This is a genomic window from Luteimonas sp. A277, from assembly GCF_054052045.1.
Map to the genome: position 1 here is coordinate 322,905 of NZ_JBSVRG010000001.1, position 21,139 is coordinate 344,043.

Here is a 21,139-nt window from a genome sequence, read left to right on the forward strand (position 1 = left end):
GGGACGCTCCGGGATGGTTGCATGGGATCAGATGCTGATTTCATCGGTGGGCTCCACGGTCGGGTCGGCGTCTGTGTCCTTGCCACAGTCCTCGATGTCCTTGCGGGTCATGGTGGCGTAGGGGACAAACTCGGGCATGGCGGAGGCCAGCGCCTGCTGGCTGTCATGCAGTCCAGGCAGCAGCGTGCACAGCGCAGTGGCCTCCTGCTCAATCCGTTCCGCCTCGGCCTCGATCCGGGCTTCGTACTCCCTGCGGCCCTCTTCGCCGCCGAACAGTGCCTGGCCGATGCCGGTCAGCGCGGTGCCTGCAATGTCCGCGCCTTGGATGCCCAGCGCCATGCCGGCCTGGGCCACGCCCAGCAGGTGGCCGCGATAGGCGAGCAGAAGCTCTTGCTGGCGGGCATTGGCAGGCACTGCCTCGCCGGCGATAAGGAGCACGCCTTCCGGCGTGATTTCCGCCTTCGGCAGAGCATCCGCGTTGTCATCTGTCCCAACACTGCGTCTTGCAAAGCCGAGTCCCTTGATATGGATGAAGTCCTTGGTCCCGAGACGGATGTTTTCAGTTTCCAGCTTGCGCTGGGCCTCGGCGATGCCCTTGGCTGCCTGGCGGCCAATGAAACTGGTGGCGCCCCCGGTTTCATCGGTGTCAGGCGGGGCGGGCTCGTTGCTGCAGCCTGCAGCCAGGGCGGCAGCGAGGATCGAAACGATGGCGATGCCGGTTCTTGAGCGGATATGCATGTCGGTATCCCGGGGTACGTGGGCGATCAGCCCTCTTCGCGCCAGCGGCGCAGGCGGATGGCGAGCAGGATCATGGCGATGCCCGCCACGACGCCCAGCCAGAGGTCCAGGGTTCCCGCCACCTGCCAGCTCTGCAGCGGACTGATCAGCAACGGGATGTCTTCCGGGCCCTTGATGGAGATCGTGCTCATGCCATGGGCACTGGGTAGCCACGACCCCGGGAAGACGCTCAGCAGCCCGCGGTTGGCTACCGCGTACCACAGGGCACCGTAGTTGAGCTTGAACCCCAGGATCGCGCTGACCATGCTCACCAGGGCGCAGCCCATGACCGGTACGATCAGCGCCCACAGGAACGGCTTGCTGCGGGCCGCGGCCGAGCACAGCATCAGCCAGCCGACCGCCGGCAGTGCCCACAGTGCATACAGCGGCAGCAGGGCGAGGACGGAGCCTGTGATCCGGAACGGATGCGAGCTGGTCAGCAGGCCGGCGGTGCCCGGCACTCCATTGACGGTGGTGGTCAGCGCAGTCACCACCCACAGCGCCAAGCCGATCAGGATACCCACCACCATGGCCAGCAGCGGCGCCAGCAGCAGGGCCCAGGCGGCTTTCGAGCCTACCGTGGCGGCGTCGGAAATGGGCATGGACTTCCAGAACAGGATGCTGCGGTCGCGCCGATCGTCGTGCAGGCTGCCCAGGGCGTAGAAGAACACCACGAACCCGAGCACCACCATGCTGATGGAGATCCCCAGCAGCAGGGCCACGTCGCCTGCGGCACCCAGCGCCTGGGTCACCTGTTCGGGAGGGGCCGCATCGTCGATCTGGATGCGGTTGCCGCTACGGGAGGTGAGCAGGCTGGCACCAATGGCCGCAAGCACGGTGAACAGCAGGGTGATGCCGCCGGCAATCGCCGGGGCCCACAGGAACCCGCCACGGTTCTCCCAGAACTCACGTCGCAGCAGCCAGCCGAAGCGCTGGGCGGTGCTGATCTTCCGGCCGCCGGAAGGCCGGGGCGTGGAAGCAGTGGAATCAGTGATCGCGTTCATTCGTAGGTTCCCTTCATCGTGGCGACGAACAGGTCGGCGAGGCCCGGGGTGCGGGTTTCACCAAACGGGGCCAGGGTGGAACGGGGGGTGCCGTCAAACAGCATCACGGTCTTGCCAAAGGGCAGGGCGCGCTCTTCGAGCGGGCCAAGCTGGCGCGCGGCGTCGATCTGCTCCGCGTTGACCAGTACTTCAGTAAAGCGCTCGGCCAGGTCTTCCATCGGCGCGTCGAGCACGATCCGGCCGTCGCGGATGAACAGCACGTCGGTGAGGATGTGCTCCACCTCTTCCACCTGATGGGTGGTGATGATGATGGTCTTGTCTTCATCGAAGTAGTCCTCCAGCAGGCGCTGGTAGAACTGCTTGCGATAGAGCACGTCCAGGCCGAGGGTGGGCTCGTCCAGCACCAGCAGGCGCGCATCAATGGCCATCACCAGGGCCAGGTGCAGCTGCACGATCATGCCTTTGGACATCTGCCGCACGCGCATCTTCGGGGTCAGCTTGGTGTTGGCCAGGAAGCGCTCGCAGCGGGCGCGGTCGAAGCGTGGGTGCACGCCTTCGACGAAATCGATGGCTTCGCGCACCCGGATCCAGCGCGGCAGCACCGCCACATCGGCGATGAAGCACACATCGTTCATCAGCTCGTCGCGGCGGGTGCGCGGATCACGGCCCAGCACGTCCAGTTCGCCCTGGAAGGGAACCAGACCGAGGATGGCCTTGAGCGCGGTGGTCTTGCCGGCGCCGTTGGGGCCGATCAGGCCGACGATGCGGCCCGGTTCGATCGCGAAATCAGTGCCGGCCAGCGCCACGGTGCCGCCATAGGTCTTGCGCAGTCCGCGGGCTTCAATCACCCGCCCGGGCGCGGCTGCGGTGTTCAGGTCAGGGGTCATTTGTCTTCTCCGGTGGATGCGGTTTCCAGCAGATCAGCAGTGGAAAGGCCCAGCAGCCGGATGCGCTCGAGTACCAGCGGCCACTCTTCGGTCAGGAAGCGTTCGCGCTCGTTGCCCAGCAGTTTGCGCGGGACCTCTTCGGTCACGAACATGCCCAGGCCGCGGCGCTTTTCCACCAGTCCCTCATCCACCAGCTCCTGGTAGGCGCGGGAGACCGTGATGGGATTCACCTGGTAGTCGGCGGCCACCTGGCGCACCGAGGGCAGTGCATCACCGGGCTCTAGTTCACCCTCGAGCATCAGCGCGATCACGCGTTCCTTCAGTTGGCGGTAAATGGGAGTACCGTCGCTCCATTGGACTGCACTCATGGCGCCACTCCAGTGTTGTCGGGGCGCAGGCTGCGGGCCGTGCCGAAGTAGGGCATGGCCAGGGCGTTGCGGGTGCGGGGGGTGGCGATCGGCGCATCGTTCGCGGATGGGCGGCGGCGGTTGCCCGGGTCTTCGAGCATGGACGCCAGGGTGGCCTCAACCACCGAGGTGGCCACCAGCGCTGATGCCAGGCTGAGGGCGCCGGCTGCGGTATCAGCCGCGGCCATGTCACCCTGCATGGGGCGGGCAAGGGACCCGAACCCGACGGCGAAGTTCCTGCCCAGGTCCGCGGTGACACGCTGCCCCGGCGGTGCGGCGACGCTGTAGTGTGCGGAGTACGGGCCTGGCTGTTCATATGTGCCGGTGCGCGCCGCGATCAGTACGAACAGCAGGATCGCGGCAGCGACCGCAGATGCCAGAATCGTGTTTTGGAACGCCTGGTTCATGGCGAACCTCCTGCCCAAGTTGATTGGTGTTGTATGCAACTATAACACCAGAACACCTATGGTCAATACCCCAGCCTGATTTTTTTAAATGCGCCGGGAGCCGTGCATTCAGGGAGGCGATTGCCCGCGGCCGGGGATGCCGCGACAATAGCGCCGATCGCGTCGTGCGCCGGCGCCCCAATTCGGAGCTTCCCCCATGAAAAAAGCACTGCGTGGCGCAGTCGCGCTGTGTCTTGCTGCCGCCTGTTTCCTTACCCTGCCGGCGTTCGCGCAGGCTCTTGAGAGCGAGCGTGACCGGCTCAGCTACATGGTGGGCATGGACGTGGGGCGTTCCCTTGAGCCGGTCGGTCCTGATCTGGACTATGCCGCGCTGCAGCGGGCGATCGAGCATGCCTTGGCAGGTGGAGCCCCACTGGTGGATGCAGACACGGCCCGGGCCGTGGGCGAGGCGCTGTCGATCCGCGCCGCGGTGCGCAACGGCCAGCCGGTTCCGGGTCAGCCGCCCGGCACGCCGCCGCCCGACGTGGACCTTGAGCAGGCCGGATTGATGATTGGAGCCGATGTTGCGCGTTCACTGGTTCAGCTGCGCGATGAGCTTGATCTGGCGCCGCTGATGCAGGGGCTGCGGACCCGGGTTGAAGGCGGTGATTTGCTGATGTCCGATGCCGAAGCCGATGCGTTGCGGACGGCGTTTTCGCGGCGGATCCAGGAACGCCAGCAGGCCGAAGCGGCCCAGCTCGGTGAGCGCAACCGCGCCGAAGGTGCGGCGTTCATGGAAGCCAACCGGGCCAACGACGGCGTGATCGCCACCGCCTCCGGCCTGCAGTACCAGGTGATCGAGCAGGGCACCGGTCGCCGGCCCATGCCGCATGACCGGGTGCGCGTTCATTATCACGGCACGCTGCTCGACGGCACCGTATTTGACAGCTCCCGCGACCGCGGTCAGCCTGCTGACTTCGGCCTGGGCCAGGTCATCCCCGGCTGGACCGAGGGCGTGGGCCTGATGCAGGTTGGCGCCAGATACCGATTCTGGATTCCCGGCCATCTCGCCTATGGGGCCAATGGCACCGCTGGCGGTCCGATCGGCCCCAATGCAACCCTGGTTTTCGACGTCGAACTGCTCGACGTCCTGTAAAGGAGTTTTTCATGAAGTTTTCCCCCCGTACCGGATCCGCGGTGCTCCTGGCCCTTGCGATCCCGCTGGCCCTGGGCGCCTGCAAGAAGATTGATGAAGACAGCGCCGCTGCCCCGGCCGTGGCCGCCGAGCGGGAAGTCCGCAGCACGCCCGGCATCGAGGGCATCGATGGGCTGGAAACGGCCCAGCAGCAGGCCGGATACGTGATCGGCCTGGAAATGGGCGGCACCCTGTACCCGATCCGGGACGAGGTGGATCTGGACGCGATGTTTGACGGCATCCGTGATTCGGTCGAAGCGCGCGAGCCCAGGATCGACGAACCCCAGTTCATGCAGATCATGCAGGCGCTGGGCGAGCGCATGGAGCAGGGGCGTGCGGAAGCAGCCAGCGTGGCCGCCGCGGAAGGCGAGGCTTTCCTTGCCGAGAATGCGCAGCGCGACGAGGTCCAGGTGACCGACTCCGGCCTGCAGTATGAAGTGCTGGAGGAAGGTGAGGGCGACTCGCCGGGTCCGCAGGACCGGGTGCGCGTCCATTACGAAGGCAGCTTGCTGAACGGCGATGTGTTTGACAGCTCGCGCCAGCGCGGCGAGCCGGCCGAGTTCCAGCTGGACCAGGTGGTTCCGGGCTGGCAGGAAGGGCTGCAGCTGATGGCACGGGGTGGCCGCTACAAGTTCTGGATCCCGGCGCCGCTGGGCTACGGCGCAGAAGGCACGCCGGGCGGCCCGATCGGCCCGAATGCAACCCTGGTGTTCGATGTCGAACTGATCGACGTCGCGCCGACGGCTCAATAAGCCGGGATCACGGATCAATGGGCAACGGATTGGAAGCGCGGGTGGTGGAGCTGGAAACGCGGCTCGCGTTCCAGGAGCAGGCCATGGGCGAGCTCAGCGATGCGCTCGCGCAATTGCGCGCCGAGGCGGCGCGTACTGCCGAGCTGTTGCAGCGCGGCCTGGAGGAATTCCGGCAGGGACAGAGTAGCTTCTACGCCGATCCCGGTGACGAGCCGCCCCCGCCGCATTACTGAGTTGGAAATATGAGTACTACGCTTCGTGACCAGTTGCTTGGTCTGGGTTTCAAGGCACCGGCCAAGCCAGAGCGCAAGCCCGACCCCCGGCGTGGAAAGCCGGGGGAGCGGGCGCGCGGCAAAGCCGCCCCGGGCCCGGACAAGGGCGGTCGTGGGCCGGGCAAGGGCCCCCGGCAGCAGCCGCGCAAGGGCGGGCGTAGCGGTGGCGAGATCGATCTGGCCAAGGCCTACGCGATCCGTGCCCAGCGCGAGAAAGAAGAGCGCGTCCGGGCCGAGCAGCAGAAGCAGGAAGAGGCCCGCAAGCGCCGTGAGGCGCGGGCGAAGCTGACCGCCCTGCTGGAAGGCAAGTCGCTCAATGCCGAGGATGCCGACATTGCCCGGCACTTCGAGTACGGCGGCAAGATCAAGCGCATCCATGTGACCGCCGACCAGCTGAAGGCGCTCAACGCCGGTCAGCTGGGCGTATTGCAGCAGGCCGGCCGCTACCTGCTGGTGACCGCCGCGGTGCTGGCCGAGGCCGAGGCGGTGTTTGCCCCCGCGGTTGCGCTGAAGGTGGATCCGGACGCGCCCGCGGCCGACGATCCATACGCCGACCCCAAGTACCAGGTGCCCGACGACCTCGTCTGGTAAGAGCGCGCCATGCGCGCGAAGCCGCGTGAATTCTGCCGGCGGCGTGGGGCTTCGGCCCCGGCGCGGTCACCGATGCCTCACTGCGTGGCCGGTGTTCACGCGGCTTCGCGCGCATGGCGCGCTCCTACGCTCCGGGGGTTATTCGGGGTCGTAGTCCAGGTTCGAGGCCAGCCAGCGTTCCGCCTGGGCCAGTGCCACGCCCTTGCGGCGGGCGTAATCGGCAACCTGCTCCTTCGACACCCTGCCCACCACGAAATACTGGCTGCGCGGGTGGCTGAAGTAGTAGCCCGACACCGCCGCCGTGGGCAGCATCGCGAAGCTTTCGGTCAGCTCCATGCCGGCGTTGTTTTCGGCGTCGAGCAGGTCGAACAGGGCGCGCTTCTCACTGTGCTCGGGGCAGGCCGGGTAGCCCGGCGCGGGTCGGATGCCGTCGTACTTCTCGGCGATCAGGGCGTCGTTGCCCAGATCCTCATCGGCGGCATAGCCCCAGAATTCCGTGCGCACACGCTGGTGCAGGCGTTCGGCCAGGGCTTCTGCCAGCCGGTCGGCGAGGGCCTTGAGCAGGATCGCGCTGTAGTCGTCATGATCGGCCTGGAAACGTGCAACGTGCTCGTCAATGCCGATGCCGGCAGTGACCGCGAACGCGCCGATCCAGTCCTGCCGGCCCGAGTCCTTTGGCGCAATGAAATCCGCCAGGCAGAAATCCGGCCGTTCCGCCGGCTTGTCCACCTGCTGGCGCAGGAAGTGCAGCCGCCGGGGCATGCCGTCGCCGGCGTCCAGTTCGACGTCGTCGCCGATGCTGTTGGCCGGCCAGATGCCGAACACCGCTTTCGCCCGCAGCCACTTTTCCGCAATGATCCGATCCAGCATGGCGCGGGCGTCTGCGTACAGCTCGGTGGCCTGCGGGCCGACGATTTCATCCTCGAGGATTTTCGGGAACCGGCCCGCCAGCTCCCAGGCCTGGAAGAAGGGCGTCCAGTCGATCACTGGCAGCAGGTCTTCCAGCGGCCAGTCATCAAACGCGGTGACCCCGGTATCCCTGGGCGCCGGTGGCACGTAGGTGTTCCATCCGCCATCGAAACGCTGCCCGCGCGCCTTGGCCAGTGACACCAGCCGCTTGCCGTCGCCGCGGTTACGGTGGCGCTGGCGGATCTCGACATGGTTGGCCTCGTTGGCGGCAACGAACGGCTCGCGCAGCTCTGCGCTGACCAGGGACTGGGCCACGCCCACCGCGCGCGAGGCGTCCTTCACCCAGACGGTCGGCGCGCTGTAGTGCGGGGCGATGCGCAGGGCGGTGTGCGCGCGTGAAGTGGTAGCGCCGCCGATCAGCAGCGGCGTCGTGAAGCCCTGGCGCTTCATTTCCGCCGCTACGTGGCCCATCTCCTCCAGCGAGGGCGTGATCAGGCCGGACAGGCCGATCAGGTCCGCGTTGATCTCGCGCGCCTTGTCCAGGATCGCCTGCGCCGGAACCATCACCCCCAGGTCCACGACCTCGAAGTTGTTGCAGGCCAGCACCACGCCGACGATGTTCTTGCCGATGTCGTGCACGTCGCCCTTCACCGTCGCCAGCACCACCCGGCCATTGGGCTGGCCGGCGTCGCCGCTCTTTTCCTTTTCGGCCTCGATGTAAGGCAGCAGATGGGCCACCGCCTTCTTCATCACCCGCGCCGACTTCACCACCTGGGGCAGGAACATCTTGCCGGCGCCGAACAGGTCGCCGACCACGTTCATGCCGCTCATCAGCGGGCCTTCGATCACGTCCAGCGGACGGGTCGACTGCTGTCGCGCCTCTTCGGTGTCTTCCACCACGTACTGGTCGATACCGTGCACCAGAGCGTGGCTGAGCCGCTCGGCCACCGGCTTTTCACGCCATGTCAGGTCTTCGACCTTCGACGCGCCCTTGCCGCCGCGGTAGCGCTCGGCGATTTCCAGCAGCCGCTCGGTGGCATCGGACCGGCGGTTGAGCACCACGTCCTCGACGCGCTCGCGCAGCTCCGGATCAAGATCATCGATGATCGGCAGCGCGCCGGCATTGACGATGCCCATGTCCATGCCGGCGGCGATCGCGTGGTAGAGGAACACCGCGTGGATCGCCTGGCGCACGGTCTCGTTGCCGCGGAATGAGAACGACACGTTGGAGACGCCGCCCGAGACGTGGCAGTGGGGCAGGGTGCGGCGGATCTCACGCGTGGCCTCGATGAAATCGACGGCGTAGTTGTTGTGCTCGTCGATGCCGGTGGCGATGGCGAACACGTTGGGGTCGAAAATGATGTCTTCGGGCGGGAAGCCGACCTTTTCCGTCAGCAGCCGGTAGGCGCGGGTACAGATCTCGACCTTGCGTTCTTTCGTATCGGCCTGGCCCTGTTCGTCGAAGGCCATGACCACCACCGCGGCGCCGTAGCGCAGCACGGTGCGCGCCTGGTGCAGGAACTCCTCTTCGCCTTCTTTCAGCGAGATCGAGTTGACCACGCCCTTGCCCTGCAGGCACTTCAACCCGGCTTCGAGCACCGACCACTTCGACGAGTCCACCATCACCGGGATGCGGGCGATGTCGGGTTCGGCGGCGATCAGGTTCAAGAACCGGGTCATGGCCTTTTCCGAATCGAGCAGGCCTTCATCCATGTTGACGTCGAGGATCTGGGCACCGCTGCTGACCTGCTGGCGTGCGACCTCCACCGCCACGTCAAAACGGTCATCCTTGATCAGCTTCTTGAACCTGGCGCTGCCGGTCACGTTGGTGCGCTCGCCCACGTTGACGAACAGCAGCTCCGGGGTGATGACCAGCGGTTCCAGCCCGGACAGGCGGGTATGGCGGCGAAGCGTCATGCCGCCACCTCCGCCATCTGCGGCACGTTTCGCGGCGGCAGGTCCTTGACCGCCTCGGCGATCGCCTGGATGTGCTCGGGCGTGGTGCCACAGCAGCCGCCAATGATGTTGACCAGGCCCGATGCGGCGAACTCCGCCAGCACGGGGGCCATCTCTTCGGGTGTTTCGTCGTATTCGCCGAACGCATTGGGCAGTCCGGCGTTGGGGTGGGCGGTGACGAAGCAGTCGGCGATGTCGGCCAGGGCCTGTACGTGGGGACGCAGCTCGGCGGCACCCAGGGCGCAGTTCAGGCCAACGGCCAGCGGACGCGCGTGGCGCACGGAGTACCAGAACGCTTCCGCCGTCTGGCCCGACAGGGTGCGTCCCGAGGCATCCGTGATGGTGCCCGACACCATCACCGGCACCCGGGCGCCGAGGACATCGAAGACTTCGGAAATGGCGAACAGCGCCGCCTTGGCGTTGAGGGTGTCGAACACGGTTTCCACCATCAGTATGTCCGCGCCGCCCTGGAGCAGCCCGTTGGCGGCTTCGCGGTACCAGCCAACCAGATCGTCGAAGTACACGGCGCGAAAGCCGGGGTCGGTGACGTCGGGACTGATGGATGCGGTGCGGCTGGTGGGTCCGATGACTCCCACTGCGAAGCGGGGTCGGTCCGGCGTACGTTGCTCAGCCGCGTCACAGGCGGCACGGGCCAGCCTGGCGCCTTCGCAATTGAGTTCGCGGGCCAGGTGCTGCAGGCCGTAGTCGGACTGCGAGACCGCGGTGGAGTTGAAGGTATTGGTTTCAACCAGGTCGGCGCCGGCCTCGAGATAGGCATCGTGGATGGCGCGGATCAGTTCCGGCCGGGTCAGGCACAGCAGGTCGTTGTTGCCCTTCTGGTCGTGGGGCTGCGGGTCAGCGCCGCTTCTGACACCTGGTGATGCATCGATCCCGTCGGCGAAGCGCTCGCCGCGATAGGCGGCTTCGTCCAGACGCTCACGCTGGATCATGGTGCCCATGGCCCCGTCCAGCACGAGGATCCGCTGCCCGAGGGCGTCAATCAGGGCTTGGGCACGCCCGGGGTTCAGCCATGGCAGGGCGGTCATGGTGCGGGCCTGTCGGCAATCAGGGAAATCACTTCGAAATGCGGCGGGCGCTTTTCCCGGGTGACCGTTTCGATGTGCTGCAACTGCAGACCCGCCTTGTCCACGAAGCGCCGCAGCTCGCGGGCATTGAAGCCCAGGTTCACATGGCCATAGGAATCCACGATGCTGCGATGCTCATGCTTGGCCAGGCTGGTCAGCAGCAGGCGCCCGCCGGGGCGCAGCACGCGGGCGGCTTCCCGGGTGGCCAGGCCCGGCTGTTCGGAGTAGGTGAGGGCCTGCATCATCACCACCAGGTCGAAGCTGGCGTCTTCCAGCGGCAGGGCGTGCATGTCGCCCTCGCGCACTTCCACGTTGCGGTGGCGGCGCAGGCGCTCGGTGGCGGCATTGACCACGCGGCGGCTGACATCAATACAGACGTAACGGTGGGCGTGCGGGGCCAGCAGTTCCGCCAGCACGCCGTCGCCCGCAGCGATGTCGAGCACGTCGCCAGTCTCGAACAGCGGCAGTACGCTGCGCGCCAGTGCTTCCCAGGTGCGGCCTGGCGAATAGTGGCGTTCCATGTCGCCGGCCACCGAGTCGGCCCAGTTCTGGTCCGCGGCGCGCATTGCCAGCACTTCCGGCAGGCGCTCGGCGTCCTGGCGCAGCAGCGGATCGTCGCTGCCCTTGTGCAGGGTGCGCCAGAGATCGCGCAGGGCCGGATCCAGCGGTTCCTCCTCGAAGCGGTAGTAAGCTGACACTCCGGCACGGCGGTCGCGCACCAGGCCGGCCTCCTTGAGCCGGGCCAGATGAGTGGACACGCGCGGCTGCGCCAGGCGGGTCACGGCCGAGAGTTCGGCTACGGTGAGCTCCTCACGTTCCAGCAGTGCCAGCAGGCGAACCCGCGTTGCATCGGCCAGTACCTTGAGCCGGGCCGACCAGGAATCCAGGTCCACATATATCTCCGCATCGCGATACAGAGATCGATGATGCGTGCGGCGCGTGGTGGCGTCAAGGAGCGGCAGGAATGCTGCCCCGTGCGCCTGCCCCCGCTACAATAGGCGTCTTATCTGTGAACAGCCGGGAGTAGGCCACGTGGAGTTTGGATTCAGCGAAGAGCAGTTGATGATCCAGGACGTCGCCAAGCGCATTGCCGCGGAAAAGATCGCGCCGAGCGCCGCCTCATTTGATGAGTCCGGCGAGTTTCCGCTCGACAACATCCGACTGCTCGGCGAGAACGGCCTGATGGGGATCGAGGTGCCGCCGGAATACGGCGGCGCGGGCATGGATCCGGTGGCCTACGTGCTGGCGATGATCGAGGTAGCCGCCGCCGATGCCGCGCACTCGACCATCATGTCGGTCAACAACTCGCTGTTCTGCAACGGCATCCTGATCCACGGCACCGAAGAGCAGAAACAGAAGTACGTGCGCGCGATTGCCGAGGGCGCCGAGATCGGCGCCTTCGCGCTGACCGAGCCGCAGTCCGGATCCGATGCCACCGCCATGCGCTGCCGCGCGGTGAAGCAGGACGGCGGCACCTACGTGATCAACGGCAAGAAGAGCTGGATCACCTCCGGCCCGGTGGCCAAATATTTCGTGCTGTTTGCGGTGACCGATCCGGACCAGGGCGCGCGCGGGATCACCGCGTTCGTGGTGGACGGCGACCGTGCCGGCTTCCACCGCGGCAAGACCGAGCCCAAGCTGGGCATCCGCGCTTCGGCCACCTGCGAGATCGAGTTCCAGGACTATGTGGTGCAGGCGGACGAGGTGCTGGGCGAGGAAGGGCAGGGTTTCAAGATCGCGATGGGTGTGCTGGATGCAGGCCGCATCGGCATTGCATCGCAGGCCATCGGCATCGCACGCGCCGCCTATGAGGCCACGCTGGAGTATGTGAAGGAACGCAAGGCCTTCGGCCAGCCGATCGGCGCGTTCCAGATGACCCAGGCCAAGATCGCCGACATGAAGTGCAAGCTGGATGCCTCGCTGCTGCTCACCCTGCGCGCGGCCTGGCTGAAGGGGCAGGGTCAGCGCTTCACCACCGAAGCCGCGGTCGCCAAGCTCACCGCCTCCGAAGCAGCCATGTGGATCACCCACCAGGCGCTGCAGATACATGGCGGCATGGGCTATTCAAAGGAGATGCCGATCGAGCGCTATTTCCGCGACGCCAAGATCACCGAGATCTACGAAGGCACCAGCGAGATCCAGCGCCTTGTCATTGCGCGGCAGGAGACCGGACTGCGCTGATGCAGAACCGGTTGCCCGTTCCATTCATTCATGGCCCGCATGCAGATGCGGGCTTTATTGCATCACCGGGCCAGGCATGAGCACATCAATCAGGAAAGCCGCCGCGCGTAGGATTGCTGCCCGGGAGGATGTGCGCCAGCCGGTGCTGGCCGCGATCCGCCGCCTTGCCGGCAAGGCGCGTCAGCAGGATGCGGCGCTGTTTGCCGGTGAGTTCTACCGTCGCCTGACCGAGGATGAGCTGCCGCTGCATACCGTGGACGGCTGGGCGGCGCTGGCCAACGGGTTCCTCGACTTTGCCCGCATGCGCACCGCCGGCACTGCCAGCGTGCGCCTGTTCAATCCGGCCCGGGACACCCACGGCTGGGAGTCACCGCATACGGTGCTGCAGATCGTCAATGACGACATGCCATTCCTGGTTGACTCGGTGACCATGGCGCTGACCGACATCGGGGTGGGCGTGCACGTGCTCGGGCACCCCGTGGTGACGGTCAGGCGCGATGCCGCCGGCAAGCTGCTGGCCGTGGGCGAGGGCGAGCCTGAATCCCTGATCCATATGGAGATCGACCGCCAGTCGGCCCAGGCCGCCAAGGCCATCCACAAGGCGGTAGTCGCCACTCTGCAAGATGTGCGCCACGCGGTGGCGGACTGGGCAGCGATGCGCGAGCGGATGCTGCAGGTGGCCGCTGAGCTGGCTGATGCAGCCTTGCCGGTGTCCGACACCGAGCGCCGCGAAGCGCAGGAGTTCCTGCGCTGGCTGGCCGCCGACCACTTCACTTTCCTCGGCTTCCGCGAGTACCGGGTGCGCGAGCGCGATGGCGAGCAGGTACTGGAAGCGGTCGAAGACAGCGGCATGGGCCTGATGCACGGCAGCGAGCCGGGCGCGCCGCGGCCCCTGCACAGCCTGTCCGCGCATGAGGTGCGCCAGGCAGGACGGGTAGATCCGCTGGTGCTGACCAAGACCAATTCCCGTTCCACCGTGCACCGTCCCGGTTTCATGGACTACGTGGGCGTCATCAGCTTCGATGCCGAAGGCAATGCCATTGGCGAACGGCGCTTCATCGGTCTGTACGCGTCCAGCGCCTACAACCGCCGCCCGTGGGAGATCCCGCTGGTGCGCGAGCGCTTTGAATACGTGATGAGCACTTCAGGACTGCGCGAGACCGGCCACAGCGGCAAGGCGCTCAAGCACATCCTGGAAACGCTGCCGCGCGACGAGCTGTTCCAGTCCACCGGCGAGGAGCTGGCTGCACTGGGCTTGGGCGTGCTGCAGCTGCAGGAGCGGATCCGCAGCCGGCTGTTCATCCGGCGCGACCGCTATGGACACTTTTTCTCGATCCTGGTCTACGTTCCCCGCGACCGGTTCAACACCGTGATGCGGCTCAAGGTAGAGGCGATGCTCAAGCACGAGCTGGGCGCCGACCGGATCGATTCAACCGTGCGCCTGGACGAGTCACCGCTCGCCCAGGTGCATCTCATTGCTCGCCCGCGCCCCGGTGTAAGGGTGCAGGTCGAACCGAAAAGACTGGAATCCAGGCTGGAGGACATAGTGCGTAACTGGCAGGACGATTTGCGTGACCAACTGGTCGCAAAGCACGGCGAAAGTGAGGGGCTGGAACTGGCCACCCGCTTCGGCCGCTCGCTGAGCAACACCTACATCGAGCGGGCCACGCCGGAAGTGGCGGCGACCGACGTCGCCCACCTGGCCTCGCTTGCCTCCCCGGGCGATCTGCGGCCGTGGCTGTACCGCGCGCCCGAGGGCAGCGAAGACGCCGGCACGCTGCGCTTCAAGCTGTTCACCATGGACCGCGACCTGCCGTTGTCGGACGTGCTGCCGATGATGGAGAACATGGGCCTGCGGGTGATCGCGGAGCACCTGCACCGGGTCAAGGTGGAAGAGAGCGCGCTGTTCATCCAGGACTTCACGGTCGAGGCCGCGGGCGAGATCGATTTCGACACCCTCGGCCCGGTGTTCGAGGAAGCGTTCGCACACGTGTGGCGCGGCGAAGCCGAGAACGACGGCTTCAACCGCCTGGTGCTTGGCGCCGGCCTGGACTGGCGCCAGGTCAGCATGCTGCGTGGGTACTGCAAGTACCTGCTGCAGATCGAGACCCCGTTCTCGCAGGCGTACATGGAGGAAACCCTCAACCGCTACCCGCTGTTGGCGCGCCTGCTGGTGGAGCTGTTCGAGGCCCGCTTCACGCCCAAGGGCCGTGGCAGCGACACGGCCAGCCTGCGCGCACAGCTGAAGCTGCTGGCCAAGGGCGATGCGGCTGTTGAAGCCGCGCTCGAGCCGGTGCTGGAAGCACGTCGCCGCGCCCGCAACCCGCGTCAGGAAAAGGTGCGCGAGGCGCTGCGCACGCTGCTGGACGGCGTGTCGAGCCTGGACGAGGACCGCATCCTGCGCAGCTTCATGGGCGTGATCGACGCCACCCTGCGCACCAGCTTCTACCAGCGTGACAACGACGGAAACGACAAGGATTACGCGGCGTTCAAGCTGGACTGCGCCAAGGTGCCGGAGCTGCCCAAGCCGCGCCCGTACCGCGAGATCTTCGTCTATGGCCCGCACGTGGAAGGCGTGCACCTGCGCTACGGCACGGTTGCCCGTGGCGGCCTGCGCTGGTCGGACCGGCGCGAAGATTTCCGCACCGAGGTGCTGGGACTGGTGAAGGCGCAGGCGGTGAAGAACACCGTGATCGTGCCGGTGGGTGCCAAGGGCGGTTTCATCGCCAAGCGCCTGCCCGTCGGCGGTGACCGCGACGCGATGCAGGCCGAGGGCGTTGCCTGCTACAAGCGCTTCATCAGCGGCCTGCTGGATGTCACCGACAACATCGTCGATGGCGAGATCGTGCCGCCGACCGACGTGGTGCGCCACGACGAGGTGGACACCTACATGGTGGTGGCCGCCGACAAGGGCACGGCCACGTTCTCCGATATCGCCAACGGCATTTCCGCCGACTACAACTTCTGGCTGGGTGATGCGTTCGCTTCCGGCGGCTCGGTGGGCTATGACCACAAGGGCATGGGCATCACCGCCAAGGGTGCATGGGAGTCGGTCAAGCGCCACTTCCGGGCGCTGGGCATCGACTGCCAGAAGCAGGACTTCACCGCCGTCGGCATCGGCGACATGTCCGGTGACGTGTTCGGCAACGGCATGCGCCTGTCCAAGCACATCCGCCTGGTGGGTGCGTTCGACCACCGCCACATCTTCGTGGACCCGGATCCGGATGCGGCCAAGTCGTTCAAGGAACGCGATCGCCTGTTCAAGCTGCCGCGCTCCAGCTGGGACGACTACAACCGCAAGCTGATCAGCAAGGGCGGCGGCGTGTGGCCGCGTTCGGCCAAGTCGATCCCGGTCTCGCCGCAGATGCGCGAGGTGCTGGGCCTGGAAGCCGAGGTGACCGAGCTCAGCCCCAACGACCTGATCAAGGCCGTGCTGCGCGCACCGGTGGACCTGCTGTGGAACGGCGGCATCGGCACCTACGTCAAGGGCGCCGCGGAGTCGCACGCCGATGTGGGCGACCGCGCCAACAACGCGGTGCGCGTTGATGGCGGCGAGCTGCGCGCGCGGATCGTGGGCGAGGGCGGCAACCTCGGTTTCACCCAGCTGGGCCGCATTGATGCCGCGCAGGCCGGGGTGATCCTCAACGCCGACTTCATCGACAACTCCGGCGGCGTGGGCACCTCCGACCGCGAGGTCAACATCAAGATCCTGCTCAACGCACTGGTGCGTGATGGCAAGCTCTCGCTGAAGGCCCGCAACAAGCTGCTGCTGGAGATGACCGGCGAGCTGGAAACCCTGGTGCTGTGGGACAACATCCGCCAGAACCAGGCGCTCAGCCTGATGGAGCGCATGAGCGCGCCGCGACTGGGCTCCAAGCAGCACTTCATCCGCACGCTGGAAGCCCAGGGCCTGCTGGACCGGCAGATCGAGTTCCTGCCGTCCGACGCCGAGCTGTCGGCGCGCAAGGCCCGTGGCCAGGGCATGCCGCGTCCGGAGCTGGCGGTGCTGCTGTCGTACTCCAAGCAGGTGGTCTATGACCAGCTGCTGGATTCGGACATCCCCGAGGACCCGTACCTGTCCAAGGAGCTGCAGCGCTACTTCCCGACTCCGCTGCAGAAGAAGTACGCCGCGGCGATGGAAGACCATCCGCTCAAGCGCGAGATCATCGCCACGGCGATCACCAACGCCACCATCAACCGCATGGGCGCGACCTTCCTGATGCGCATGCAGGAAGACACCGGCCGCAATGCGGCAGAAGTGGCCAAGGCTTATACGATCAGCCGCGAGGTGCTCAATGCGCGCACCCTGTGGAACCAGATCGAAGCCCTGGACGGCAAGGTGCCGGAGGGCGTGCAGATCGACGCCCTGCTGGAGATCTGGAACCTGCAGCGCTCGTTCGTGCGTTGGCTGCTGGAGCGCCCGGGCGAGATGCCTGGCATCACCGACGCGGTGGACCGCTACAGCGCCGGCTTCAACGCCATCCGCAGCGCCGGTGGCGTGCTGCCGGACTCGCAGCGTCCGGGGTATGACGCCCGCCGTGCCGAGTGGCGCGAACGCGGCATGTCCGCGCAGCTGGCCGAGGACCTGGCCGAGCTGCCGTACCTGGAGCCGGTGTTCGACATCATCGAGCTGGCCGCAGCGCGCAAGCAGAAGCCGATCGATGTGGCCAAGGTGCATTTCCGCCTCGGCGAGGCGCTGAAGCTGCCGTGGCTGTTCGAGCAGATCGACGGGCTGGAAGTGCAGGGCCGCTGGCACGCCGTTGCCCGTGGGGTGCTGCGCAACGAGCTGGGCGCGCAGCAGATCCTGCTGACCGGCCAGGCGCTGTCGACATCGGGCCGTGACGCCGATGCCAAGGTGCAGGCGTGGATCAGCCGCGACGATGCTTCGCTGCGTTTCACCCTGGCGATGCTGGATGAAATGTCTTCGCAGAAGACGCTTGATTACCCGACCGCATCGGTCGCGGTGAGCCGGCTGTCACAGCTGGCCAGCTGAGCCGGAAACTGCCACGGGGCGGGCCCTGCCTGCCCCGTGGATCCGGATGATGGACCGCGGGTCGCCTCGACCCGCGGTGCTGGCGGGCTGCGCTATGCTCAGCGCATGAGCACCTCCCAGTCTCCCCGCATTGCATTCCTTGCCGCGCCCACTCCGCAGGCGCAGCAGGCCCTGGAATCCCTGATGGCCGGGCATGAGCAGCATGCCCCCGACGAGGCCGATATCCTCTGCGCGCTCGGCGGCGACGGCTTCATGTTGCAGACGCTGCATCGCCATGGCGCCCTGGGAAAGCCCGTATACGGCATGAAGCTGGGTACGGTCGGTTTCCTGATGAACCAGTTCCATGGGGAAGACCTGCTTCAACGCATCAGTGCGGCCGAGCCGGCCGTCCTGCGGCCGCTGGAAATGATTGTGCAGACCGAGTCCGGCGCGAGTGTCGGATCGCTGGCCTATAACGAGGTCTCGCTGCTGCGACAGACCCGACAGGCCGCCCATCTGAGCATCGACCTCAACGGCCAGACCCGGCTGGAAGAGCTGATTTGCGACGGCGTTCTGGTGGCCACACCCGCGGGAAGTACCGCCTACAACTTCTCCGCCAGCGGACAGATCCTGCCATTTGATTCAGACGTGATCGCGTTGACGCCGATCGCGCCGTTCCGGCCCAGGCGCTGGCGCGGTGCGCTGCTCAAGGCGGAGACCGAGGTGTGCTTCAAGGTGCTGGATCCCTACAAGCGCCCGGTCAGTGCCACCGCTGATTCGCACGAGGTGCGCGATGTGGTGGAAGTGACGATTCGCGAATCGAGAGACCGGGTGGTGACCCTGCTGTTTGATCCCGAGCACAATCTTGAAGAGCGGATCCTGAGCGAACAGTTCATGGTCTGAGCCGGCCCCGCGTCTCGCCTGGTGCGATTGCGATCGCGCATACTCGGGCCATGTCGGACAATTCCATTCCACCGCTGATCGTCGCCATCTCTTCGCGGGCACTGTTTGATCTGGAAGACAGCCACGGGCTGTTCGAGCGCGAAGGGATCGAAGCCTACGCCGACCACCAGCGCATCCATGAGGATGACGTGCTCGAGCCGGGCATTGCGTTCCCGCTGGTGCGCAAGTTGCTGGCGTTGAACGAGGGCGGGGTGGAAGACGCGCCGCGGGTGGAGGTGATCCTGCTGTCCCGCAACTCCGCCGATACCGGCCTGCGCATTTTCAATTCCATCCAGCACCACGCGCTGGCGATCTCGCGGGCGGCATTCACCTCGGGCGAGCCCACCTGGCCGTACACGCGTCCGTTCGGGGCCCAGCTGTTCCTCTCGGCCAACCCGGATTCGGTCCGCGCGGCGCTGGAGAACGGGGTTGCCGCGGCCACCATCCTGCCGGCCAAGGCGCAGCGGCACCGTCACGACCAGCTGCGTATCGCATTCGACGGTGACGCGGTGATCTTCAGCGATGAGGGCGAGCGCGTATCGCAGCTGCAGGGGATCGATGCCTTCCACGAGCATGAGCGCAGCCGCGCCCACGAGCCGCTGTCCGGCGGACCGTTCCGTGGCTTCCTTTCGGCATTGCACGATCTCCAGGCGGCGTACCCGGCGGGGGAGGCGTCCCCGATCCGCACGGCACTGGTGACGGCGCGCTCCGCGCCGGCGCACGAACGGGTGATCCGCACGCTGCGTGACTGGGGAGTCAGGCTGGACGAGGCGCTGTTTCTGGGAGGGCGGGCCAAGGGGCCGTTCCTGGATGCGTTCGGTGCCGATATCTTTTTCGACGACTCGCGGCACAACATCGATTCGGCACGCCTGCACGTTGCCACCGGGCACGTGCCGCATGGAATTTCCAACCCGAATTGAGCTGCCGGCTGGCGTGCTGGCCGCCGTCGCGGCGGCGGGGCCGCAAGTAAATATGCTAGTATTCGGCGTCGTTCGTGCATTTTGCCGTCGTTTTTGCTGCTTTTCAGCGGTTTTGCAGCGCTTCGCATGAAGTGCTTGCGCGCGAACGCTCCACCGGTATCGGTCGTCTCGGAGCAGCGCTCCGTCCCGAAGGGACTGTTTTCCCTCACTGCCTGATCGGTGCGGCCCGCTGCAGCCGGGGATTTCGCTTTTGCCGCCGGATGTCGCCCGATGCCTGGCGGTTCCCTGCGCGCCTTGTTCGCGCTGGATCCCGCCCCTTGTGGCGGCTCACGACATGGAGAGACACAACACAATGACCCAGCGAATCGCCGTTCTCGGCGCCGGCCCCAGCGGCCTGGCCCAGCTTCGCGCTTTTGATGCCGCCCGCCGCGCGGGCGCCGACGTTCCAGAAATCGTCTGCTTCGAAAAGCAGTCCGATCTGGGCGGCATGTGGAACTACACCTGGCGCACCGGCCTGGACCAACACGGCGAGCCGGTGCACGCCAGCATGTACCGCTACCTGTGGTCGAACGGCCCCAAGGAGTGCCTGGAGTTCGCCGACTACAGCTTCGAGGAGCACTTCGGCCGTCCAATTGCCTCCTATCCGCCGCGCCCGGTGCTGCGCGACTACATCATGGGGCGGATCGAACGCAGCAACCTGCGCGACCAGATCCGTTTCAACACCGCGGTGCATTCGGTGGAATACAGCGAGGAGACCGGAAAATTCACCGTCACCGTGCGCGAGCTCGAGCACGATCGCATGGTGAGTGAAGAATTCGACTACGTGGTGGTGGCCACCGGCCACTTCTCCACGCCCAACGCGCCGTCGTTTGAAGGCCTGTCCAGTTTCCCGGGCCGGGTCCTGCACGCGCACGATTTCCGCGACGCGTGCGAGTTCACCGACAAGGATCTGCTGCTGGTCGGCAGCAGCTATTCGGCCGAGGATATCGGCACCCAGTGCTACAAGTACGGTGCCAAATCGGTGACCTTCAGCTACCGCAGCGCGCCGATGGGCTACGACTGGCCGGAAGCCTTCAGCGAGCGCCCGCTGCTGACAAGGGTGGAGGACAATACCGCGCACTTCGTGGACGGCAGCAGCCAGGATGTGGACGCGATCATCCTGTGCACCGGCTACCAGCACCACTTCCCGTTCCTGCCGGATGAGCTGACCCTGCGTACCAGCAACCGCCTGTACCCGCAGGGGCTGTACCAGGGCGTGTTCTGGGTCGACAACCCCAAGCTGATCTACCTGGGCATGCAGGACCAGTACTACACCTTCAACATGTTCGACGCGCAGGCCTGGGTGGCGCGCGATGTGATCCTGGGCCGGACCAGGCTGCCTGATACCGAAACCATGCGTGCCGACAGCGAAGCCTGGTTCGCCCGCGAGAACGCCTGTGCCAGCGTTGATGACGACATCGACTTCCAGGCCGCCTACGTGCGTGACCTCGTTGACCGCAGCGACTACCCGGACTTCGATATCGAGCGCGTTGCCGGGATGTTCAAGGAATGGCAGCACGACAAGCGCGACGGGATCCTCGACTATCGCGAAAAGAGCTACCGCTCCGCCATCACCGGCACCCTGGCCCCGCCGCACCATACGCCTTGGATGGAGGCGATGGATGACTCGCTGGAGGCGTTTCTGCACGAGTCGCGCGAACTGGAGGACCAGCCCGTCGTTCCGGTGGCCCGCGTGCCGGATTTCGCGCTGGGGCTTCGTGCTGCCGACGCGGCCGCGGAGCTGCAGGTTGGAGCGGAGGCGCGTCGGCGCGCCTGATCAATGATCGAGGATCTAGGGGCGGTCATGACCGCCCCTAGATCTCCAGGACTGGCTTGACCGGGGCCGCTGCTTCAAGGCCATGCG

16 protein-coding genes and 1 pseudogene are annotated in these 21,139 nt (G+C 66.3%); 9 read left to right on the forward strand and 8 right to left on the reverse strand.

The features are described from left to right. Positions 1 to 27: 27 nt before the first annotated feature. Genes ACW7G2_RS01455 through ACW7G2_RS01475 form a run of 5 tightly spaced genes read right to left on the reverse strand, consistent with a single transcriptional unit; the run spans position 28 to position 3,482 of the window. Complete coding sequence (locus ACW7G2_RS01455) at positions 28 to 738, reverse strand: hypothetical protein (RefSeq protein WP_456971978.1); 711 nt, start codon at positions 736 to 738, stop codon at positions 28 to 30. A 26-nt stretch (positions 739 to 764) separates the two neighbouring features. After that, entirely contained in the window at positions 765 to 1,781 is a 1,017-nt protein-coding gene (locus ACW7G2_RS01460) for an ABC transporter permease (RefSeq protein ID WP_456971980.1), read from the reverse strand. Beyond that, the gene (locus ACW7G2_RS01465) at positions 1,778 to 2,668 is read right to left on the reverse strand and encodes an ABC transporter ATP-binding protein (RefSeq protein WP_456971982.1); all 891 of its coding nucleotides are present in this window, start codon (positions 2,666 to 2,668) and stop codon (positions 1,778 to 1,780) included. Before ACW7G2_RS01465 ends, ACW7G2_RS01460 begins: the two co-directional genes overlap by 4 nt. Then, positions 2,665 to 3,036 (reverse strand): GntR family transcriptional regulator, encoded by a 372-nt coding sequence (locus ACW7G2_RS01470; RefSeq protein ID WP_456971984.1) that lies wholly within the window; start codon positions 3,034 to 3,036, stop codon positions 2,665 to 2,667. Before ACW7G2_RS01470 ends, ACW7G2_RS01465 begins: the two co-directional genes overlap by 4 nt. Then, positions 3,033 to 3,482, reverse strand: a complete 450-nt coding sequence (locus ACW7G2_RS01475; protein WP_456971986.1) for a hypothetical protein — start codon at positions 3,480 to 3,482, stop codon at positions 3,033 to 3,035. Before ACW7G2_RS01475 ends, ACW7G2_RS01470 begins: the two co-directional genes overlap by 4 nt. Before the next feature lie 196 nt (positions 3,483 to 3,678). On the opposite strand from ACW7G2_RS01475, the gene ACW7G2_RS01480 reads away from it, so the two are divergent. Genes ACW7G2_RS01480 through ACW7G2_RS01495 form a run of 4 tightly spaced genes read left to right on the forward strand, consistent with a single transcriptional unit; the run spans position 3,679 to position 6,271 of the window. After that, a complete protein-coding gene (locus ACW7G2_RS01480) occupies positions 3,679 to 4,617 on the forward strand; it encodes an FKBP-type peptidyl-prolyl cis-trans isomerase (RefSeq protein ID WP_456971988.1) in 939 nt (312 codons plus the stop codon). Between the two features lie 11 nt (positions 4,618 to 4,628). Continuing rightward, positions 4,629 to 5,408 carry an FKBP-type peptidyl-prolyl cis-trans isomerase gene (locus ACW7G2_RS01485; protein ID WP_456971990.1) on the forward strand — a complete coding sequence of 260 codons (780 nt, stop codon included), beginning with the start codon at positions 4,629 to 4,631 and terminating at the stop codon, positions 5,406 to 5,408. A 17-nt stretch (positions 5,409 to 5,425) separates the two neighbouring features. After that, positions 5,426 to 5,641, forward strand: a complete 216-nt coding sequence (locus ACW7G2_RS01490; RefSeq protein WP_456971992.1) for a SlyX family protein — start codon at positions 5,426 to 5,428, stop codon at positions 5,639 to 5,641. Positions 5,642 to 5,650: 9 nt separating this feature from the next. Beyond that, positions 5,651 to 6,271, forward strand: coding sequence for a DUF2058 family protein (locus ACW7G2_RS01495; protein ID WP_456971994.1), 621 nt, complete (start codon positions 5,651 to 5,653; stop codon positions 6,269 to 6,271). Positions 6,272 to 6,409: 138 nt separating this feature from the next. Here ACW7G2_RS01495 and metH read toward each other — a convergent pair whose 3' ends face one another. From metH to ACW7G2_RS01510, 3 genes and pseudogenes are all read right to left on the reverse strand, one after another. Beyond that, the gene (gene metH / locus ACW7G2_RS01500; protein WP_456971996.1) at positions 6,410 to 9,097 is read right to left on the reverse strand and encodes a methionine synthase; all 2,688 of its coding nucleotides are present in this window, start codon (positions 9,095 to 9,097) and stop codon (positions 6,410 to 6,412) included. Next, positions 9,094 to 10,182 carry a homocysteine S-methyltransferase family protein gene (locus ACW7G2_RS01505; protein ID WP_456971998.1) on the reverse strand — a complete coding sequence of 363 codons (1,089 nt, stop codon included), beginning with the start codon at positions 10,180 to 10,182 and terminating at the stop codon, positions 9,094 to 9,096. The genes metH and ACW7G2_RS01505 overlap by 4 nt, the downstream gene beginning before the upstream one ends. Before the next feature lie 5 nt (positions 10,183 to 10,187). Further along, positions 10,188 to 11,114, reverse strand: a pseudogene (locus tag ACW7G2_RS01510) (ArsR/SmtB family transcription factor); the annotation flags it as partial. A gap of 139 nt (positions 11,115 to 11,253) precedes the next feature. Here ACW7G2_RS01510 and ACW7G2_RS01515 point away from each other — a divergent pair. From ACW7G2_RS01515 to ACW7G2_RS01535, 5 genes are all read left to right on the forward strand, one after another. After that, positions 11,254 to 12,402, forward strand: a complete 1,149-nt coding sequence (locus ACW7G2_RS01515) for an acyl-CoA dehydrogenase family protein (protein WP_456972000.1) — start codon at positions 11,254 to 11,256, stop codon at positions 12,400 to 12,402. A gap of 76 nt (positions 12,403 to 12,478) precedes the next feature. Further along, positions 12,479 to 17,395, forward strand: coding sequence for an NAD-glutamate dehydrogenase (locus tag ACW7G2_RS01520; protein WP_456972002.1), 4,917 nt, complete (start codon positions 12,479 to 12,481; stop codon positions 17,393 to 17,395). A 105-nt stretch (positions 17,396 to 17,500) separates the two neighbouring features. Further along, positions 17,501 to 18,277 carry an NAD kinase gene (locus ACW7G2_RS01525; protein WP_456972004.1) on the forward strand — a complete coding sequence of 259 codons (777 nt, stop codon included), beginning with the start codon at positions 17,501 to 17,503 and terminating at the stop codon, positions 18,275 to 18,277. 50 nt (positions 18,278 to 18,327) lie between these two features. Further along, on the forward strand, positions 18,328 to 19,236 hold the full coding sequence (locus ACW7G2_RS01530; RefSeq protein ID WP_456972006.1) for a 5'-nucleotidase: 909 nt from the start codon (positions 18,328 to 18,330) through the stop codon (positions 19,234 to 19,236). 352 nt (positions 19,237 to 19,588) lie between these two features. Continuing rightward, on the forward strand, positions 19,589 to 21,052 hold the full coding sequence (locus ACW7G2_RS01535; RefSeq protein WP_456972008.1) for a flavin-containing monooxygenase: 1,464 nt from the start codon (positions 19,589 to 19,591) through the stop codon (positions 21,050 to 21,052). The last annotated feature ends 87 nt before the right edge of the window (positions 21,053 to 21,139 follow it).

Bases quoted from the DNA above. Each gene is read 5' to 3' on its own strand.
- ACW7G2_RS01485 (WP_456971990.1), top strand. From the start codon at position 4,629: ATGAAGTTTTCCCCCCGTACCGGATCCGCGGTGCTCCTGGCCCTTGCG.
- ACW7G2_RS01490 (WP_456971992.1), top strand. From the start codon at position 5,426: ATGGGCAACGGATTGGAAGCGCGGGTGGTGGAGCTGGAAACGCGGCTC.
- ACW7G2_RS01480 (WP_456971988.1), top strand. From the start codon at position 3,679: ATGAAAAAAGCACTGCGTGGCGCAGTCGCGCTGTGTCTTGCTGCCGCC.
- ACW7G2_RS01520 (WP_456972002.1), top strand. From the start codon at position 12,479: ATGAGCACATCAATCAGGAAAGCCGCCGCGCGTAGGATTGCTGCCCGG.
- ACW7G2_RS01525 (WP_456972004.1), top strand. From the start codon at position 17,501: ATGAGCACCTCCCAGTCTCCCCGCATTGCATTCCTTGCCGCGCCCACT.
- ACW7G2_RS01530 (WP_456972006.1), top strand. From the start codon at position 18,328: ATGTCGGACAATTCCATTCCACCGCTGATCGTCGCCATCTCTTCGCGG.
- ACW7G2_RS01495 (WP_456971994.1), top strand. From the start codon at position 5,651: ATGAGTACTACGCTTCGTGACCAGTTGCTTGGTCTGGGTTTCAAGGCA.
- metH (WP_456971996.1), bottom strand. From the start codon at position 9,097: ATGACGCTTCGCCGCCATACCCGCCTGTCCGGGCTGGAACCGCTGGTC.
- ACW7G2_RS01455 (WP_456971978.1), bottom strand. From the start codon at position 738: ATGCATATCCGCTCAAGAACCGGCATCGCCATCGTTTCGATCCTCGCT.
- ACW7G2_RS01535 (WP_456972008.1), top strand. From the start codon at position 19,589: ATGACCCAGCGAATCGCCGTTCTCGGCGCCGGCCCCAGCGGCCTGGCC.
- ACW7G2_RS01470 (WP_456971984.1), bottom strand. From the start codon at position 3,036: ATGAGTGCAGTCCAATGGAGCGACGGTACTCCCATTTACCGCCAACTG.
- ACW7G2_RS01465 (WP_456971982.1), bottom strand. From the start codon at position 2,668: ATGACCCCTGACCTGAACACCGCAGCCGCGCCCGGGCGGGTGATTGAA.
- ACW7G2_RS01475 (WP_456971986.1), bottom strand. From the start codon at position 3,482: ATGAACCAGGCGTTCCAAAACACGATTCTGGCATCTGCGGTCGCTGCC.
- ACW7G2_RS01460 (WP_456971980.1), bottom strand. From the start codon at position 1,781: ATGAACGCGATCACTGATTCCACTGCTTCCACGCCCCGGCCTTCCGGC.
- ACW7G2_RS01505 (WP_456971998.1), bottom strand. From the start codon at position 10,182: ATGACCGCCCTGCCATGGCTGAACCCCGGGCGTGCCCAAGCCCTGATT.